18 protein-coding genes are annotated in these 16,380 nt (G+C 62.0%); 7 read left to right on the forward strand and 11 right to left on the reverse strand.

The annotated features are described in order from the left end of the window. Window positions 1-69: 69 nt before the first annotated feature. Together LDN82_RS18635 and LDN82_RS18640 are read left to right on the forward strand one after the other, a co-directional pair. On the forward strand, window positions 70-1,224 hold the full coding sequence (locus tag LDN82_RS18635) for a glycosyltransferase family 2 protein (protein WP_224165367.1): 1,155 nt from the start codon (window positions 70-72) through the stop codon (window positions 1,222-1,224). Window positions 1,225-1,231: 7 nt separating this feature from the next. After that, window positions 1,232-1,408: a hypothetical protein gene (locus tag LDN82_RS18640; protein ID WP_224088936.1), complete on the forward strand. Its 177-nt coding sequence runs from the start codon at window positions 1,232-1,234 to the stop codon at window positions 1,406-1,408. A 101-nt stretch (window positions 1,409-1,509) separates the two neighbouring features. Here LDN82_RS18640 and LDN82_RS18645 read toward each other — a convergent pair whose 3' ends face one another. Further along, window positions 1,510-2,880, reverse strand: coding sequence for a hypothetical protein (locus LDN82_RS18645; protein ID WP_224165368.1), 1,371 nt, complete (start codon window positions 2,878-2,880; stop codon window positions 1,510-1,512). Between the two features lie 242 nt (window positions 2,881-3,122). Here LDN82_RS18645 and LDN82_RS18650 point away from each other — a divergent pair, with 242 nt between their 5' ends. After that, window positions 3,123-3,602, forward strand: coding sequence for an NUDIX domain-containing protein (locus tag LDN82_RS18650; protein WP_224167575.1), 480 nt, complete (start codon window positions 3,123-3,125; stop codon window positions 3,600-3,602). A gap of 22 nt (window positions 3,603-3,624) precedes the next feature. Here the strand turns inward: LDN82_RS18650 and LDN82_RS18655 are convergent, their stop codons facing one another. Then, on the reverse strand, window positions 3,625-4,404 hold the full coding sequence (locus LDN82_RS18655; RefSeq protein WP_224165369.1) for an alpha/beta hydrolase: 780 nt from the start codon (window positions 4,402-4,404) through the stop codon (window positions 3,625-3,627). Window positions 4,405-4,494: 90 nt separating this feature from the next. Here LDN82_RS18655 and LDN82_RS18660 point away from each other — a divergent pair, with 90 nt between their 5' ends. Then, window positions 4,495-5,067, forward strand: coding sequence for an MOSC domain-containing protein (locus LDN82_RS18660; RefSeq protein WP_224165370.1), 573 nt, complete (start codon window positions 4,495-4,497; stop codon window positions 5,065-5,067). A gap of 11 nt (window positions 5,068-5,078) precedes the next feature. Here LDN82_RS18660 and LDN82_RS18665 read toward each other — a convergent pair whose 3' ends face one another. The 5 genes from LDN82_RS18665 to LDN82_RS18685 form a co-directional block, all read right to left on the reverse strand. Then, window positions 5,079-7,052, reverse strand: a complete 1,974-nt coding sequence (locus tag LDN82_RS18665; RefSeq protein ID WP_275964713.1) for an ABC transporter ATP-binding protein — start codon at window positions 7,050-7,052, stop codon at window positions 5,079-5,081. Further along, window positions 7,049-8,782: an ABC transporter ATP-binding protein gene (locus tag LDN82_RS18670; RefSeq protein ID WP_224088940.1), complete on the reverse strand. Its 1,734-nt coding sequence runs from the start codon at window positions 8,780-8,782 to the stop codon at window positions 7,049-7,051. The genes LDN82_RS18665 and LDN82_RS18670 overlap by 4 nt, the downstream gene beginning before the upstream one ends. Window positions 8,783-8,854: 72 nt before the next feature. Continuing rightward, window positions 8,855-9,757, reverse strand: coding sequence for a helix-turn-helix transcriptional regulator (locus LDN82_RS18675; protein ID WP_224088941.1), 903 nt, complete (start codon window positions 9,755-9,757; stop codon window positions 8,855-8,857). A gap of 132 nt (window positions 9,758-9,889) precedes the next feature. Next, window positions 9,890-10,594, reverse strand: coding sequence for an AAA family ATPase (locus tag LDN82_RS18680; RefSeq protein ID WP_224088942.1), 705 nt, complete (start codon window positions 10,592-10,594; stop codon window positions 9,890-9,892). A gap of 9 nt (window positions 10,595-10,603) precedes the next feature. Then, window positions 10,604-11,281 carry an NAD(P)H-dependent oxidoreductase gene (locus LDN82_RS18685; RefSeq protein WP_224088943.1) on the reverse strand — a complete coding sequence of 226 codons (678 nt, stop codon included), beginning with the start codon at window positions 11,279-11,281 and terminating at the stop codon, window positions 10,604-10,606. Window positions 11,282-11,448: 167 nt separating this feature from the next. Between LDN82_RS18685 and LDN82_RS18690 the strand changes: the two genes are divergently transcribed. From LDN82_RS18690 to LDN82_RS18700, 3 genes are all read left to right on the forward strand, one after another. Next, window positions 11,449-12,111, forward strand: coding sequence for a haloacid dehalogenase-like hydrolase (locus LDN82_RS18690; protein WP_224165371.1), 663 nt, complete (start codon window positions 11,449-11,451; stop codon window positions 12,109-12,111). 78 nt (window positions 12,112-12,189) lie between these two features. Then, window positions 12,190-12,597: a helix-turn-helix domain-containing protein gene (locus LDN82_RS18695; protein ID WP_223934520.1), complete on the forward strand. Its 408-nt coding sequence runs from the start codon at window positions 12,190-12,192 to the stop codon at window positions 12,595-12,597. Window positions 12,598-12,613: 16 nt separating this feature from the next. After that, the gene (locus LDN82_RS18700) at window positions 12,614-13,231 is read left to right on the forward strand and encodes a thioesterase domain-containing protein (protein WP_224165372.1); all 618 of its coding nucleotides are present in this window, start codon (window positions 12,614-12,616) and stop codon (window positions 13,229-13,231) included. 75 nt (window positions 13,232-13,306) lie between these two features. Here the strand turns inward: LDN82_RS18700 and LDN82_RS18705 are convergent, their stop codons facing one another. The 4 genes from LDN82_RS18705 to LDN82_RS18720 form a co-directional block, all read right to left on the reverse strand. Next, window positions 13,307-13,918, reverse strand: a complete 612-nt coding sequence (locus LDN82_RS18705) for a flavodoxin family protein (protein WP_224165373.1) — start codon at window positions 13,916-13,918, stop codon at window positions 13,307-13,309. 54 nt (window positions 13,919-13,972) lie between these two features. After that, window positions 13,973-14,218: an acyl carrier protein gene (locus LDN82_RS18710; protein WP_224088948.1), complete on the reverse strand. Its 246-nt coding sequence runs from the start codon at window positions 14,216-14,218 to the stop codon at window positions 13,973-13,975. Window positions 14,219-14,306: 88 nt separating this feature from the next. Further along, complete coding sequence (locus LDN82_RS18715) at window positions 14,307-15,281, reverse strand: beta-ketoacyl-ACP synthase III (protein ID WP_224165374.1); 975 nt, start codon at window positions 15,279-15,281, stop codon at window positions 14,307-14,309. Further along, on the reverse strand, window positions 15,278-16,327 hold the full coding sequence (locus LDN82_RS18720; RefSeq protein WP_224165375.1) for an AvrD family protein: 1,050 nt from the start codon (window positions 16,325-16,327) through the stop codon (window positions 15,278-15,280). Before LDN82_RS18720 ends, LDN82_RS18715 begins: the two co-directional genes overlap by 4 nt. Between the last annotated feature and the right edge of the window lie 53 nt (window positions 16,328-16,380).

Consider the following 16,380-nt stretch of genomic DNA (forward strand, 5'->3'; position numbering starts at 1 on the left):
CCTGATCAAACCTTGAGACTTCCTTGATGCTTTGCGGGCAGCTTTCTTGCGTTCGCGTTGGAACCCTAAGTGAAACACCACTTCAAGGTTCGAACGGAGGTATCCCACATGTATCGGGGCGTCAATTCAGAGACAACTCCCGCACCACGAGGATCCCATCGTGCCCCTGGCGGTGTGGTTACGGTTCTGGTCCCGGCACACAACGAATCCGCTGGCATTACCCAAACCCTTATCTCGCTGAACAACCAGACCCGCCGCCCTGATCGCGTGATCGTGGTGGCCGATAACTGCAATGACGATACTGAAGAACTGGCTTTGGCCCAGGGCGTCGAAGTCTTCCACACGGTCGGCAACAAGGATAAGAAGGCCGGTGCCCTGAACTTCGCCCTGGGGCAATTTCTTCCCGGAGCTGATCCCGACGACCTGGTTCTGGTGCAGGACGCCGATTCGCAGCTCGCCCCGGACTTCATCGAGAATGCCACCAACAACCTCCTCAACGACGAACTGCTGGGCGCCGTGGGCGGAGTGTTCAGCGGTGGACCCGGAGGCGGATTCGTAGGGCACCTGCAACGAAATGAGTACGCCCGCTACGCCAGGGATATAAAGCGCCTCCACGGCAGATGCCTGGTAGTCACGGGGACTGCGGCGCTATTCCGCATTCGAACCCTTCGGGACGTCGTCGCAGCACGATTGAACGGTACGCTTCCTCCCGGAAACGGCAAGGGCGGCGTCTACGATACCTCGGTGCTGACCGAAGACAACGAATTGTCCTTCGCACTCCTCACCCTCGGATACCGCATAGCTTCACCATCAAACTGCACGCTGGTTACCGAAGTCATGCCCACGTGGCGGGAACTATGGTCGCAGCGGCTTCGCTGGAAGCGCGGAGCCGTGGAGAACTGTGTGCAGTACGGATGGACCAAAGTCACCAGGGCCTACTGGGGACGGCAGTTTCTCTCCATGCTCGGCGTCCTGGTGACCCTGGCATATCTCGGATCCATCATCTTTGCCCTGACCACCGGAATGGGGCTGAATCTCCACCCATTCTGGCTCGCTGTCACCTGCATCTTCGTCCTGGAACGCATAGTAACCCTGCGTTTCCGGGGTTGGAGGTACATGTTGCTTGCCGCAACCATGTACGAAACCGTCATCGACGTTTTCCTCCAGGCAGTCCACGCCAAGGCCTACCTGGACGCCGCACTCAACAGAAAGAAAGTTTGGTAAACGACTCATGTACAACAACCCGGCAGGATCCGTAGGCGCAGCAATTGCGGGAGGGGCCGGCTCCGGCACTCTTGCCATGACCGGCGCCGGGGACCTCTTCTGGTTCGCACTGGCCGCCTTCGCCATGCTGGCTCTTGGCCTGGCCATCAAGAGGATGGTCCCGGTCCGCGCGCAGAAAAACTAGCGCGCACAGAGAAACCATAAAGCCCAGCAAACCCGCAGTTGTGTCGGATCACGCCCCCAGCGCGACACAACTGCGGGTTTGTTGCCTTAACCCGACGTTCCTTAACTTACGAGTGCCGTATTGGCGGAGTACTTGGATACCGAGGTGTACCCGGCCTTCGTTCCTGTAACCCGCACCCGCATGGTGTCTCCTTGATCCGCGCCCACTAGAACGTAGGTCCTGGCAGTTGCCCCAGTGATCGCAACACCGGAGCGATACCACTGATAGGTCAAGGTGGTTCCCGAGGTCCACGTCCCCGGGTTGGCAGTCAGTGTGGAACCAACAGTGAGCGTCCCTGTGACCGTGGGAGTAGGGGCAAGCAGCGTACCGGCCACCACGGCAGCCGTGGGTGCCGATTCCTTCGTGGCGGTGGCGTAGCCGGCTTTGGTGCCTGTAACCCGGACGGTCAACGTGGCACCTTGATCCGCTGCTGCAAGGACACGCGTGGGGGCCGTTGCGCCGGCGATGGCCGTGCCGTTCTTGAACCACTGATAAGTCAACGCGGTTCCAGTGGTCCACGCGCCTGGGTTGGCAGTCAATGTTGATCCCACTGCCGCCGTTCCGGAGATAGTGGGTGTTGGGGCCGTCAACGGGATGCCCGGTACAAATGAGAAATCACGGATCGTCACGGATTCAGGTGACACATGGGCAGCATCACCGCCGCCACCTCCGGTAACCCAGAGATTGAAATGGATCTGTTCCTTTGCGGGAAGTGGAACTGTGGAGCCCTGCAGGATAGTCCTCTTCAGCAGCGTTCCTCCGTAGCCTTCGCCGGCAAACGTCTCAAAAGTGAGCTTGCCCGGTTCCCAAACCATCCTGTGGGTAAGGATCGGGGCGTTCGTGACATCGAACGTGACAGTGTTGTTGCCCTGTCCAGGAGGCAGTGTGGCGTCAAACCAATAGCCATGGCCTTGGGTGACAGGCCAGTTCTGGCCATAGGCAGCTCCGCCTCCCCAAGCGGACGCCTCGCAGAGGTCGATCTCCGTGTAGCCAGGTTCCGCCGCGGGGTCGTAGGTGAACAGGCAGCCCCAGACCACTTCCTTCTGGAGCGCGCTCACGTCCTTTTCCACTGTGGTGCTGTACGTTCCGTAGCCGAATCCCTCACGCGTTGACTGGAACTCTGCGCCCTTGGGAGCCGAACCGGTTGGGTTGGTGATGGACAGTTTGACGTACCCATTGGCGTCCGGGTTGCTTACGTTGTTGGCGTCCCAGCTCGCGTTGTACATCGGAGCCCCGCCCCAGAAGCGTTTCTGCCAGTTGAAACCCTTCCAGGCAAAGCTGCCCACAGGGCCGGGATCCTCAGCCATGGGGGTTGTATCGGCCGCCCGGGATGGGCCCGCTCCAGCGAGCATTGATAAGCCCACCGCCAGTACAACGGCCAAACCTGCTGCTTTTATTCGCCCATGCGGAATGAGCCCTACTGACCATGCCATAGCCGTGTCCTCCATTGATGCGCCCAGACTCGTCGTCGGCAAAAACCGGCGACCGCAAAGACGTTCCACCCCCACGAGGAACGTGCAGTTCCTCGATTATCAAGTAGACATGAGCCCGTAGGAAGGGAATTGACGAACCAAAACGGGCGATATGCCATCAATTGGATAACGGCAGCGTGGCCCGGAGTAATCTTGGCTTTGTCTATTCGTTTCGCGTTCACATCATGACGCCGGGAGGTCGCATCACGATTCGCAGCGCTGGAATCCTGCTGTACCGGCAAGGTTCCACTGGAGAGTTGGAACTCTGGATTGCCCACATGGGTGGGCCTTTTTGGGCGCACAAGGATCAGCATGCGTGGTCAATTCCCAAGGGTGAATACCTTGAGGATGAAGACCCGCTGATTGCTGCCCGACGCGAATTCACCGAGGAAATTGGTACTCCACCGCCACCCGGCGACTACATGTTGTTAGGGGTTTTCAAGCAGCCCTCCGGCAAACTCATCACGACTTTCACTGCAGAGGCAGACTCCTTCCAGCCCGATGAAATCGTCAGCAATACCTTTCCCATGGAATGGCCCAAGGGGTCCGGCTCCATCAAGGAATTTCCTGAGATAGACGATGCCCGATGGTTTGGGGAAGCCACGGCCCGGACAAAGCTCGTCAAAGGGCAGCTGCCGATTGTGGACGCGTTGGTCCGGCACCTTGGCGGGAAAGCCCTTTAGAGCCTCTCGCCAAGTGCAGAAATTAGGCACCCTTTTTGGTAACAAATTGCCGAATCCAGTCAATGGTCTCCGGGTGGTCCAAGTTCAGGCCATGTCCTGCTCCGGGAACCCTGACAAGCACCGAACGGCAAATGTGCTCGCGGAGCAGGACGGCGTTCGGTAACGGCGTAAGGGCATCCTCGGTGCCATGAATTATCAGAGTCGGGGCCTTGATATCACCTAGCCGGCTCCAGGCATCGTGCTCACGACTGGCCTTGAAATGCCGCGCCTTGGCCCAGGCTGAAGCGTGGGAAGTGAAGAACGTGTGCGTGGCCTCCGGGTTGTTACGCGCCCAGTCTTCATCAAAGAAGAGCGGTACCAAGCGGTCCATATCCCCGCTGACGAGGGCTTGCAAGGCAGCCTTGGCCGGGTCCGTACCCTCCCCCGGCCACTTGCCTCCACTGGTGGCGGCCAGGACCAGCGTCCGTACTTTCTCCGGATAGTCGATGGCCAACCACTGCGCTACGCGTCCGCCCATGGAGTGGCCGTACACGTGTGCTACATCAACGCCCGCAGCGTTGAGGACCTCGGCTGCATCCCCCGCCATCAGCCTCGTGGTGTACCGCACGGCGTCACCCTTGCTGCTGCGGCCAATGCCCCGGTGATCGAAGCGGATGACGCGGTAGGAGCGGGAGAGAAGCTTCGCCGTCGGGCCCCAACCGTCCATGGAGGTCGCTTGGCCGGCAATCAACAGCATTGGTTCGCCGTCGCCTTCGGACGTCCAGGCGAGTTCAGCGCCATCGGGGGCCACGGCAAAGTTCACCGTGCCACTGTATCTTCCGGACGACGCCGGCGCTGTGGTGCACGACATAAGGAGCTGCCGTTCGAAGCGTCGAAGCATTAGCGTTGAATAATGACCGCTGAGTACAGGTACGACGTCGAGGTTCTGCATCTTTTGGTGTCGCCGGCGCACGCCTATTTTGGCCGTGCCCGCGAAGGTGCTGCGGACGTTCCGACGACGGATGCTGGGCAGGCCGAGCTTGTGGCCGGCAAGGGCATCGTCGGGGACAGGTTCTTCGGCAAGGCCGCCCACATGGACGTCGCCGTGACGGTATTCGCGGTGGAAGCACTCGAGTCCATTGCCGCTGAACTGGATGCCGGACCTTTCGATCCGTTGGCAACCCGGCGAAACGTGGTGCTTCGCGGGGCCGAGCTGGCTCCGTTGCTGGGGCATGAGTTCACTCTGGAGTCCGGCGGCGACTCCGTGCGGCTAAAGGCAGGCAGGCCAGCACATCCTTGCGCCTGGATGGACCAGATGCTGGCACCGGGGGCACACAAGGCGATGCGCGGCAGGGGCGGGGTTCGCTGCCAGGTGATTTCCGGGGGTCTCCTGCACCGCGGACCTGCTGTCTTGGTAAGCCCCGTGCCATTGGACCCATCCCGGGCGGGCGAGGCCACGGTCCTCCGGCCATCCCGGCTTCCCTGATTACGGCAGGCTCACACCTCTTCAGCCGCCGGCGCTGCAAACTGCGCCTCATACAGCCTCGAATATGCCCCACCAGCAGCGAGCAGCTCGGCGTGTGTCCCCTGTTCCACGATCTGCCCGGACTCCATGACCAGGATGAGATCGGCGTCGCGGATGGTGGAAAGCCGGTGGGCGATGACGAAGCTGGTCCGGTCAGAGCGGAGTGCGTTCATGGCTTTCTGCACCAGGACCTCTGTACGGGTATCCACCGAGCTGGTGGCTTCATCAAGGATCAGCACCGATGGACGGGACAAGAAGGCGCGGGCGATGGTGAGCAGCTGCTTCTCGCCGGCGGAGACATTGCCGCCTTCGTCGTCGAGCAATGTGTCGTAGCCCTCGGGAAGGGAACGGACGAACCGATCCACGTAGGTGGCCTGGGCAGCTTCAAGGATCTCGGGTTCGGAAGCGGTGGGCCGGCCATAGGCGATGTTGTCGCGGATGGTCCCGCCGAACAGCCACGTATCCTGCAGGACCATGCCCATCCGCGAGCGCAGCTCCTGCCGTGACATGGTGGCGATGTCCACGCCGTCGAGGGTTATGCGTCCTGCGTCCAGTTCGTAGAAGCGCATCATGAGGTTCACCAGGGTGGTCTTGCCCGCACCTGTTGGCCCAACGATGGCAATGCTTTGACCGGGCTCGGCCACCAGGCTGAGGTCCGTGATGAGTGGCTTGTCGGGCAGGTACCGGAAGGACACGTTCTCGAACACGAGCCGCCCGCGCGCTGGGCCCTTGGACTGGCCGGAAACAGGTTCCGGGGATTCTTCCTCCTCATCCAGAAGGTCGAACACGCGTTCCGCCGAGGCGACGCCGGATTGGAGCATGTTGGCCATGGATCCCAGTTGCGCCAAGGGCATGGTGAATTGGCGTGAGTATTGGATGAAGGCCTGCACGTCACCCAATTGCATGGCTCCAGAGGCCACTTGCAGGCCGCCCACCACAGCGATGCCCACGTACACCAGGTTTCCGATGAAGGTCATGGCCGGCATGATCAGGCCGCTCACGAATTGTGCCCCGAAGCTTGCCTGGTACAGCTCGCTGTTCTTGGCGCGGAACTTCGCTTGGACTTCGTTTTGCCGGCCGAAGACCTTCACGAGTGCGTGTCCGGTGTACGTTTCCTCGATCTGTCCGTTGAGCTCGCCGGTGTTTTTCCATTGCGCTACGAACAGTTTCTGTGAACGCTTGGCAATCACCACCGTGGTCCCCAGGGTGAGCGGGATGGTCACCAACGCAATCAGGGCCAGCAGGGGGGAGAGCAGGAACATCATCACCAGCACGCCAAGCACGGTGAGCAGCGAGGACACCACCTGGCTGATGGATTGCTGCAGGCTTTGGGAGATGTTGTCGACGTCGTTGGTCACCCGGCTGAGCAGCTCACCACGTTGGATGGAATCGAAATACCGCAGGGGAAGCCGATGGATTTTCGCTTCGATCCGTTCACGGAGGCGGTACACGGTCCGCTGGACGACGCCGTTGAGCACGTAGGCCTGCATCCAACCGAACGCTGAGGCCAGGACATATAGCGCCAGCACCCAGAGCAGCACGGAGGACAGCGCGCCGAAATCAATGCCGACGCCGGGTGTCAGGTTCATGGCGCTCAGCATGTCGGCTTTGTTGTTCTCGCCGGAGGCGCGCAGGCCAGCAATTACTTGGGCTTTGGAGACCCCTGCGGGCAGTTGTTTGGACACGACGCCGGCGAAGATGAGGTTGGTTCCTTCGCCGAGCAGCCTGGGCCCGATGACGGACAAGGTCACGCTGACCACTGCGAAGATCACCACAAGTGTCAGCCAGAACCGCTCAGGCCGCAACGTGCCCAGGAGCCGCCTGGCCGAGGCACCAAAGTTGGCGGCCTTCTCGGCCGGGATGCTCATTCCAGCGAACGGACCACCACGCCCAGGCCCCATGGGTGGCCGCTGTGGCCCGCGTTGACCAGCTGCCAGGGCGCTCATGCCGCCTCCTCCGCAGCTAGCTGGGAGGACACGATTTCCCTGTACGTTTCGGAAGTCTCCAACAGCTCATCGTGCGTTCCCTGCCCAACGATCCTGCCGTCGTCGAGCACTAGTATCTGGTCCGCGTCCGCGATGCTGGAGACGCGCTGGGCGATGATCACCAGCGTGGCACCGTTGGTGTGATGTTTGAGGGCCAGCCGGAGGCGGGCGTCGGTAGCCGTGTCCAGCGAGGAAAACGAATCGTCGAAAATGTACAGTTCCGGCTGTTTCACCAGTGCCCGGGCAATGGCCAGGCGTTGCCTTTGCCCTCCGGAAACGTTGGTGCCGCCTTGGGAGATAGGTGCATCCAGTCCACCTTCCATCTCTTCAACAAAGTCCCGAGCCTGGGCCACTGAAAGGGCCTGCCACAGCTCGTCGTCGCTGGCGTCGGGTTTGCCGTACTGAAGGTTGCTGCGAACAGTGCCTGAGAACAGATAGGGCCGTTGGGGCACCAGGCCGATATGCCCCCACAGCAGGTCCGGATGGAGCTCGCGGATGTCCACGCCGTCCATTCGAACCGCGCCTGCAGTGGCGTCGAACAGCCGCGGCATGAGGTTCACCAACGTGGTTTTGCCGGCGCCGGTGCTGCCAATAATCGCCGTGGTCTGGCCGGCCAGGGCGGTAAAGCTGACGCCGCTGAGCACCGGCTGCTCGGCGCCCGGGTAGGCGAATCCGACGTCGCGCATCTCCAGTTCGCCCCGGCGGATACCGCCGGTAACAGGATTCGACGGCGGCTGGACACTTGATTCGGTCTCCAGCACCTCACCGATCCGGTCGGCGGAAACGGACGCGCGCGGGATCATCACGGCCATGAAAGTGGCCATCATGACGGACATCAGGATCTGCATGAGGTAGCTGAGGAAAGCGATGAGCGTGCCTACCTGCATGGAACCGTCCTCGATCCGGAACGAGCCGAACCAAATCACCGCCACACTGGAAATGTTCATGACCAGCATGACCACCGGGAACATGAGCGCCATCAAACGGCCTGCACGCAGCGCGACGTCAGTGACGTCGTCGTTCGCCTTTCCGAACCGGGAGGTCTCCATGTCTTCACGCACGAACGCCCGGACCACGCGGATGCCGGTGAGTTGTTCGCGCAGGACACGGTTGACGGCGTCGATCCGAACCTGCATTTTGCGGAACAACGGAACCATCCGGGTAACGATCAGCCCGACGGCCACCAGCAATACCGGCACGCAGACCGCGATCAACCAGGACAGTTGGGCGTCCTGCCGAACTGCCATGATGACGCCGCCAATGCTGAGCATGGGGGCCGCAACCATAAGCGTGCAGGACATGAGGACCAATTGCTGAACCTGCTGGACATCGTTGGTGGACCGCGTGATCAAGGACGGCGCCCCGAACTTGGTGACTTCCTGCTCGGAGAACTCCCCCACCCTGGCAAAGATGGCGTCCCGCAGGTCGCGGCCCATTCCCATGGCTGCCTTCGCGCCGAAGTACACGGCAACCACGGCACAGGCGATCTGCAGCAGGGTGATCAGCAGCATGAGGCCGCCCATGCGCAGGATGTAATCGGTGTCTCCGGTAGCGACACCGTTATCGATGATGTCGGCGTTGAGCGTAGGCAGGTAAAGGGACGCGATGGATTGCGCCAATTGAAATACGACGACGGCAACCAGCAACCGCTGGTGCGGCTTCAGGAACCGAACGAGAACCTTCCAAAGCATGGGGACTCCGAACCAACGTAGTGAACCGAAGGCCAGTTTACGTCTAGTTGCTGTGGGCAACTAGAGGAAAAATCAGCCCACTGCTTTCCTGTTCAAACCTTGCATGGCAGTCTGCGTTCCGGTGCCGCTTTTGGGCAGGTACGTGAAAAGACGGAGGGCAGGGAACTGCGGGACACCCAGCACCATGGGAGCGAAGCTAAGGCGGCCCACAGCCGGGTGGTCGTACACAACATCCACATGGTACGAATCGCCAACCACTTGCCGCTCCCATAATTCGCGGAAAGCTTCCGAGACCTGGCACAGGCCCCGGGCCATGGCGTCGAAACGGTGATCGTCAGGGAAGTTGGCTGATTGCGCACGGAACTGCGCCACCATGGAGCGGGCCATCATCTCCTTGTGCACGTGCGGCCGGGCAAGCTCGGGATCCGTAAAGAACCGTTGGAGGCAGCTTTCGCCCACACGCGTATCGAAGGTTTCCGCGGCCGTCGAATTCATGACCACGACGGTCCAAAAAGGGTCCGCGACGTAGCTGGGATTCGCCATGGCATCCACGAGTTGCTGCAGCAGAGCGAGCTGGGCGTCGCCTACGTCGAAGTTGTGGCCGGCAGCCTGTCCCAAAGCCGGCCCACCGGCCGCGCTGTCCTTGTTGCCGGTCAGACCTGAACGACGCGCGGACGCGAGCCGCCGGACGTACGTCCGGTCCTCCGGGCTCAGCCGCAGTGCGTTCGAAATGGCATCGAGGATTTCCTCCGAGGCCCCAATCGCCCGCCCCTGCTCCAGCCATGTGTACCAGGAGACGCCGACATTGGCCAGGACGGCCACCTCTTCGCGCCTGAGTCCGGGAGTCCGGCGTCGTGGGCTGACTGGTAACCCGACATCCTGGGGACGGGTCTGCTCGCGGCGCGTGCGAAAGAACTCGCCAAGGCGGGCGTGGTTGGAGCGGGCTTGATGGGAAAGAGGCTGGTCGGCAGGCAATGGGTCTCCAGTAAAAAGACGAGCGTCCGGCCGACCTTCGCGGTGACGCGGGGGTCGGCCGGACGAACCGGTGAGCAGGATCCAAACGGATGTTTCCGTGTTCCTGCAGGATCTGGTTACTGCAGGATCTGGTTACTGCAAGACCCGCTCCCGTTCGGAGCGCACGTCCAACTGCGCGTATTCCTCGGCTGCCAGGCGTGTGGCGTCCTGGGGACTCATGCGCGGCTCCAGGTTGAAGAGCGAAGCAATCTTCTGGAGGCGTTCCTCCACGGAACCTGACACAACGTGGAAGGGGATGCCCAACTCGTCCATGGTGTTCTGCAGGATCTCATCCGACATGTTCCGGAATTGATCATTGACCGGGCGGTGTCCGTCAGCAGAGAGCGGAAGCTCGTTCTTCAGGTGCACGAACACATCGAAGGAGTTCTTGACGTGCCTCTTGAAGCTGTTGCCCAGACTGGTCATCACCTCTTCGAAGAACGCCAGTTCCGGAGTCTTCTCCACACTCTCCCCCGCCGCCAGGTGCGCTGAGGCACTGGGGTTCAGCCCGAGGGAAACCCGCACGGACCCGTAGATCCATTCCTGCAGCGATGAACCGTCGGAGATGAAACCGTCCGAGAGCTTGTCTTCATACACTGCACGCTCCACATGTCGGGTCACGATCATCTGGATGAGCTCCGCGGCGGTGCATTCCTCAAGGGTCTTGCCAGGGGCGGCCTCGGGCAGGATTTCCCGCATGGTCCTGGCCCTGGTGCGGGGCAACCCGGTGTAGTGGGAAAGTGCCATGGACGTGAACGTCTTGCCCGAGGAATAGGTGCCCGAAATGCCAATGCGCACAAGGAACCCCTAGTCGTTGACGAGCTGGAGGGTGCCCGCGGCGCTGAGCTTGCCGGCGAATTCGATTGCAGCGTCGCTCAGGTCCGCTTCTGCAACCTGGCGGGTGCCATCGACGTCGCCATTGAGGACCGTGGGAGCGAAGCGAACGTGGGTTGCGTCCTGGATGCCCACAAAGTTCAGCCAGTCAGCGAAGAAGGTGCTGCTGAAGTCGGAGCCGAAAGCGGCCGGAACACCCGGAGCGTAAACCCCGCTCGTGTGGATCGCCAGAGCCTGCTTGCCCTCCATGAGGCCGCGGTAGCCCTGCTCCGGGTCAAATCCGAAGCTCCAGCCGGGCTGGGTGATGATGTCGATCCACTGCTTCAGCACGTAGGGGACGCCCGAGTTCCACATGGGGATGTTGAAGACATACGCGTCGGCTGCAGCGAACTGATCAAACACAGCGCGTGCGGATTCCCAGGCGGCAACCTGCTCCGGCGTCTGGTCCTGTCCGGTGAAGACAGCCATCTTGGCGGCGGCCGCGATCCGACCGAAAACAGGCAACGCACCGTCGTCGAACAAGTTCAGGGTCTCCAGCTCAAAGCTCTCCGGACCGGCAGCCTGGACGGAGTCGATAAAGTGCCGGGCCAACCGCAGGGAGTCGCTGTTGGCGTAGCGGGGAGAAGCGTTGATGTGGAGGATGGTAGGCATTGGCTTCCTTTCGAGGCTTTGCTGCGGGGACGCTTTGTGCCCCGTATTCGATCCTCACCCGGCTGCCGGGTGCAGCGTAAGAACGCACTTTTTTGTGCCTAGGGCACCTCAAAGTGCCCTCCCCTGGAAGGCTTCACATTGCCGGAGCGGTCCCTAGGATTCTTCCTGTGGAAGAATCCGGAAGCCCCATCACGGGCCAAAGCAGCGGCTCACGCCGTGGCACGTCCCAGGCCGCCTACACAGACATCGACGGCACCGTCACCGCCTACAACACCATTTTCGAGTTCCTCCGCTTCGACGCCGGCAACTCCCGCAAAGCCGAAGCGGAAGACTTCCTTGGGGGCCTGCGGGCCGCAGCCGGAAATGGCGTACCGCGATCCGTGACAAACGCCCGATACTTCAGCTGGTGGCGGGGCCGCAGCGTGAGCGAAGTCCAGGAACTCGGCGAGCGCTGGGCAGATTTCCAGGCCGCGTCACCGGACGGTTGGGCCTTCCTGGAACCCGTGGCTTCCCTCCTGGACAAACACACCGCGGAGGGACGGCGCATCGTGGCCGTCACGGCGTCGTTCGAGCCGGCTTTGATACGTGTTCGACGGCGGTGGCCGCACCTTGAGCTGCTGTGCACGTTCCCTACTGCCGCCAATGGCATCTATACCGGCGACATCGGGGAGGCCCTGGTAGCCGACGCCAAGGCGCGGGCCGTGGCAGCACACGCTGCAGCGTTCTTGGTGGATCTGTCGGGCAGCTTCGCCTACGGGGACCACAGTTCGGACCTTCCTTTCATGGCCTTGGCCGGAGAATCGCTGCTGGTCACCCCGGTTAAGGTTTGAGTCACCGGTTCCCCACCTGCAACAACCCCCAAGTATGCTGTGGCAAGCAGTCCACTTGATGAGGAAAGTATTGGGGATATGACTCTCACGGCTGAACAGAAACGCATGAAGGCCCGGAAGCACTACAACGCTTCCCTGGATCTTTGCCCGGCACGGCAGCTGCTTGAGGCCATCAGCAGCAAGTGGGTCACGTTGGTGATGCTCGCGCTGGAGGACGGGCAGCAGCGCCACAGCGACCTCCGCAAACGGATACCCGGCGCAAGCCAGAAAATGTTGACCTCCACCCTCCGCTCGCTTGAACGGGATGGACTGGTCCTACGGCATGTGACCGTCTCCGTCCCCGTGCGAACTGACTACGAACTCACTCCGCGCGGACATTCGCTGCTGCGGATCATCTTCGAGATGAAGGAGTGGGCCGAGGAACACATGGACGACGTCGCCGCCTCCCGCATGGAACACGACCGCCACCGGCTCGCTTTCAACTAGCGCCGGGACGCCGGACATGCACCTGTTTTGCCTGCACCACGCGGGCGGAACCACGGCCAGTTTTGCGGGCTGGCGTTTTGACGGCGTGCACGTAACCAAGCTCGGATACCGCGGCAGGGATTTCCGTTCCGTTGGTGCCGCCGCGGCCGCCATGGCCGATCGAATCGCAAGCTCGCAGTCCGGTGAGTTGGCGCTCTATGGCCACAGCATGGGCGCCGTGCTCGCCTTCGAGGCCGCCCTTCGGCTTCAGGACACCGGGCGGGTGCTGCACGTGTTCCTGGCAGCCGCGCGGCCGCCGTCGGGAATGTACGACGCCGGCGCTGCCGCGGCAGCCGCTTTAGGCGCCCACTCCGAGCGGGCCAGGGAAGTACTGCTTGAGGATCTGGAATTGTTGCACAGCTATCCCGGGAGGCCCGCCGGCCAGTTGAAGGTGCCGGCCACGGTCCTCTACAGCCCTGATGATCCTGTGGTTACGGCTTCAGAGTCACGGCGCTGGACGGACTGGTGCGCGCAGAAGCCACGATTGATCGAGGTAGTCGGTGGGGGCCACCTGTTCCATATAGGAAACCCGAAGGTCAGGGCGATTGTGGCAGCCACCCTGACGGGCGCCATCGTTGACACCGGAACACTTTAGCGCCACGGAAAACGCCCGGCGACGCCCGGATATGGGCAGCGCCAGGCGTTTTCCGTGGCAGTGAACGAGAAAGCCCTAGGCTCCCGCGCTCACGAGTTCGCGGTCAAGGGCGGTCTTGCCGGCAGCGAATATCGCGGCCATTTGCGCAACGCGCCGCCCCAGATGCTCTGCGGTAGCGATGTCTGCGGGATGAACGCCTTCGACACCGACGTCCGAGAATGTCTGCGCCGCGGCTCCGTTGAAGTAGCCAAAGCGGTTGAGATCGTTTTCCGTGCCCTTGGTGCTCTTCCATCCCGGGAGAAGGCCCAGGTTGATCCAGTTCATGCCGTGCTGGGCTGCGAAAGTGGAGAAGTAGTCCAGGGTGGAATTCTTGTCGCCGGCTTTGCAGGCGGCATTGGTAAAGCCGGCCCCCAGCTTGTTGTGCCATTTCTGCACGGCCCATCGGCCTGCGGTCTTCTCGGCGAACGCATGGAATGCCGATGGCGCGGTGCCCATGTAGGTAGGGGCGCCGAAAATGATGGCGTCTGCCTGGTCGATGAAATCCCAGGATTCCTGGGTCAGCTCATCCACGCGAAGGAGAGCCGTTGTGGCTCCGGTGGCGGAGGCAGCGGAAACCACTGCGTCTGCCAGGACCTTGGTGTGGCCCGAGCCTGAATAATAAACAACTGCAATCGCCGGAGTGGCCATCAGTGTCCTTCCTGTTTGTTCTGTGTGGTCATGCGTCTACGTGTGATGGTGTAACTAGATGGCGGGCTGCAGGGCCAGCTTTTCCGTGACCATGCTTGCTGCGGCGCGGGCGCTGCCTGCCTCGGCGAGCTCGAATTCATCCACGCGAACACCGAATTTGTTGCTAAGGATCACGGCGGCTTCAACGAGTGACAGTGAATCGATGTCAAGGTCGGCGAACGAGTCGTCCGGTCCCATGTGGCCGAGCTCGTCCATGGTGGACCCGATCGCGCCTACGACGTCCATTGCTGTAATTTCCATTTGCTTCCCCCTTTTACAGGTGGCCCGGGTTGGCCGGCGCCACAGTGGTCCTGCAGGCACCCCGGCCGGCAGGAATCGGTGTCCGGCCCTAGTGCGGGTCGACAACCGAGATCGATGGCCAGGTCATGGCAACGGCTCCCCAGGTAGTCCCTCCGCCAAAGGCAGTCAGGACCACCTTGTCTCCGGGGCTCCTGTGGCCTTTGGTTCCTGCGTCGGTCATGGCCAACGGGATGGATGCGGCTGAGGTATTGCCTACCCTGTCCAGATGGACCTCAGCCTTGGATGCCGGAATGCCGGTCACCGAAGCAACGGTGTTCAGGATCCGGAGGTTCGCCTGGTGCGCAATCAAGGAATCCACATCGCCGGCAGCCCAGCCAGCGCTTGCGAGCACTGTTTCCACAGAACCGGACATCGCTGCGACTGCCTGCGCGAACACTTCCTTGCCCTGCATTTCAAAGAATGAACCAGGGCCTTCCGGCACGTGGATGAGCGTTTCGCCCTCGCCATCGGAGTGCAGCGTTGACGCCTTGATGGCCCCGGGTTCGTCTGCTGTTCCAGCGGACAAGTAAGCCGCGCCCGCTCCGTCCCCGAAGATCACCGAGGTGGTCCGGTCCCCCGGATCGAGCAAGCGGGTAAAGGTGTCCGCCCCGATCACCAATGCCGAGTCCACGGATCCCGAACGGATAGCCCAGGTGGCCGTGGTCAAGGCATAGACAAATCCTGAGCAAACTGCGGAGACATCGAAGGCAGCAATGCCCTTCAACCCCAGGTTCGCCGCCACCTTGGGTGCCGTGGCCGGGCAGACCTTGTCCGGCGTCGAGGTCGCCACCAACAAAAGCTGCGCAGATTCGACGCCGGCACTGGCCAACGCCCGCCGACCCGCCGTCGTTGCCAGGACGCTGGTGCTTTCCGTTTCGTCAGAGTGGCGGCGTTCGGCGATGCCTGTCCTGCGCCTGATCCATTCGTCCGTGGTATCCATGACAGCAGACAGGTGCTCGTTGGTGACCACCTTCCTGGGCAGTGCTCCGCCAAGGCCGCGGACAACGGCGGATGCCGCACTCATTTCCTATCCCCTACGGAAGCGCTTACTGCCGCAACCTGGGACGGCAGTTGGTGGGCAACGCTGCAAACTACTTCGCCGCCGTCGAACGTTCCTACGACATCAGCGCAGCGCCACCATCCGCCGTCCTTTTCGATCAACCGGCTCTTGTGCAGCCGCACTGCAAGGCCGGTCCCCTGCCCGCCCCCATTCCTCGGGCAGGAGCCGTTGAGTGTGATGCGGGTTTTGCGCATCCACAAGGTGTTGCTGTCCGCGCGGTTCATGGAATCGAGCCGGTACAGGAGTACCTGTCCCAGCTGCAGCGAGGCAACAAAGTATTCGACGGCGGACAGCGCCTGCGGGTAGGCGGCCTCCAGCCCGCGGCGGTCATCCAGGCTCCGGCCCAGTGAGGACTGCTGGGAGGGCTGCTGGCGGAATGAGAGCTGCGCGCTGGCCGTTCCTTCACCGGGATCCAGGACCACGTCCAGCAGCGAGACCTGCCGTTCTGCCCACAGCCCACCGTAGAGGCGCGTGCCGGCGTCACCCACCAAAGCTTCCTCCGACGGCGATTGGACTGACGCCAGCCCGAGCTCGGCGGGCTCATGGGCCACTTCCAGTACCGTGGTCATGGACGCAACAGAGCAGCGAAGGACCGAAGCGTGTCCCAGGTCCTGCAGCGTGGCCCGGCATTCGAGATCGCCCAGCGCACCTTCAACAGGCTCACTGCCACCCGAAATGGTCACCGACGCCAGGTAGGCGGCAGGCAACAGCCCGGGAGAATACCGGCTGGCCAACAAAGCCTCCGCCATCCTGGCAGCCAAAACAAGGACATCCGTGGTGCCAAGGTGCGGGGTTTGCTCCGAGTTCCCCTTCATGGACCACGTACCTTCAACGCCAAGGGCTGCGCGGGCAGTGAGCGTGGATTCGGAGACCGTGTGGTTTACGCGGAGTTCCCGCAGCCTGGGGTTGGTGGTCTTGTAGCCGTGGCTGAAGAACCGACCGCGACCATCGCCCAGGAGTTCGTCGATGGAGGTGTAACTCCGGGCGTTGGAGTGCAGGGCAAGTGGCATGGGTATTCCTAGGATCGTCATCGGCGGTGATCCTAGAATCCATCGCGCAGCCG

The sequence above is a fragment of the Arthrobacter sp. StoSoilA2 genome, assembly GCF_019977195.1.
Taxonomy (GTDB): Bacteria; Actinomycetota; Actinomycetes; order Actinomycetales; family Micrococcaceae; genus Arthrobacter.